Source organism: Oceanicola sp. S124, assembly GCF_000220565.1.
Taxonomy (GTDB): domain Bacteria; phylum Pseudomonadota; class Alphaproteobacteria; order Rhodobacterales; family Rhodobacteraceae; genus Pseudooceanicola.
Map to the genome: position 1 here is coordinate 1 of NZ_AFPM01000141.1, position 1,525 is coordinate 1,525.

General features: G+C 69.6%; 1 protein-coding gene and 1 pseudogene. Both read left to right on the top strand.

Annotated features, from left to right (window positions below; translation table 11 throughout):
* A pseudogene (locus tag OS124_RS0109785) lies at positions 1-187 on the top strand (Rrf2 family transcriptional regulator); the annotation flags it as partial.
* A gap of 79 nt (positions 188-266) precedes the next feature.
* Positions 267-1,325 carry a cysteine desulfurase family protein gene (locus OS124_RS0109790; RefSeq protein WP_010139386.1) on the top strand — a complete coding sequence of 353 codons (1,059 nt, stop codon included), beginning with the start codon at positions 267-269 and terminating at the stop codon, positions 1,323-1,325.
* Positions 1,326-1,525 lie beyond the last annotated feature (200 nt).

Consider the following 1,525-nt stretch of genomic DNA (forward strand, 5'->3'; position numbering starts at 1 on the left):
GGGCGCCGGCGTGTCGGGCGGCCTTTCGGGCTCGCGCGCGCAGTCGGTGACCAACCGGCTGTGGGAGGGTCTCTCGGCCCATGTCTATGTCTTCTTGCACCAGACCACCCTCGGGGACGTGGTGAGGAACGGCCTGGCGCCTTGCCCGGCGGTGCCGAACCTCTTCGAGGTCGTGGACGAGGAATGACAGCCCGCGCTGCATATACCGCGCCCGAGGGCGCAGGCGGTGCCCTCCGCGCCGGACGGCACGGCGCGAGGGTCGGGCCATGAGGCGCGCCTACATGGATTACAACGCCACGACCCCGCTGCGCGCCGAGGCGCGCGAGGCGATGATCGCGGCGATGGATGTGGCGGGGAACCCCTCCTCGGTGCACCAGGAGGGCCGCAAGGCCAAGGCGCTGGTCGAGAAGGCCCGTGCCCAGGTGGCCACGGCGCTTGGTGCCGATGGCGCGGATGTGGTCTTTGTCTCTTCCGCTACCGAAGGCGCGGCGCTGGCCATGGCGGGCCGGGATCTTGCGGTGGCCGATATCGAGCATGACGCCGTGCGGGCCTGGGGCGTGGGCGATCCGCTGCCCGTGGACCGTGACGGCCGCGTCAGCGTCGCCGATCCCGCGACCAGTGCGCTGCAACTGGCCAATAGCGAGACCGGGGTGATCCAGAAACTGCCGGAAGGCCTCTGGCTGTCGGATCTGACCCAGGCTTTCGGCAAGCTGCCCATTGCCTTCAACTGGCTGGGTTGCCACATGGGACTTGTCAGCGCGCACAAGCTGGGTGGCCCGAAGGGCATCGGCGCGCTGGTGATGAAGCGCGGCACGGATATTCCGGCCCAGCTGAAGGGCGGGGGCCAGGAGATGGGCCGCCGCGCCGGCACCGAGAACGTCATCGGTATCGCGGGCTTCGGCGCCGCCGCCGAGGCCGCTGCCGCCGACCTGGCCAATGGCACCTGGGACCGGGTGCGCGCCCTGCGCGACGCCCTGGAAGCGCGGCTGACCGAGGGGCTGGCCGACATGGGTGAAGCCGCCGTGATCGCCGGGGCAGGGGCGGACCGCCTGCCCAACACCACCTGCCTCGTCACCCCCGGCTGGAAGGGCGAGACCCAGGTGATGCAGATGGATCTGGCCGGTTTCGCCGTCTCGGCGGGCTCGGCCTGTTCCAGCGGCAAGGTCCGCGCCAGCCAGGTGCTGCGCGCCATGGGCTATGACGACGAGGCGGCCTCGGGCGCGCTGCGCATCAGCCTGGGCCCCGAGACGACGGAAGATGACACGATGCGCCTGGCCGAAGCCTGGCTGGCGCGGAGACGCAAACGGCGCGACCGGGCCGCCTGACGGACCGACACGCCAAAAGGGCCGGACCCGGACATCAGATCCGGGCTGGCCGAACCGAATGAAGACGTCGCAAGACGAAGCGAACAGGACGATGACATGAGCAAGATGGATACGCCCGAAGTCAAGGAAGGCGTGGATCAGGAGACGGTGGATGCCGTCGCCAAGATCAACACCTACAAGTACGGCTGGGACACCGATAT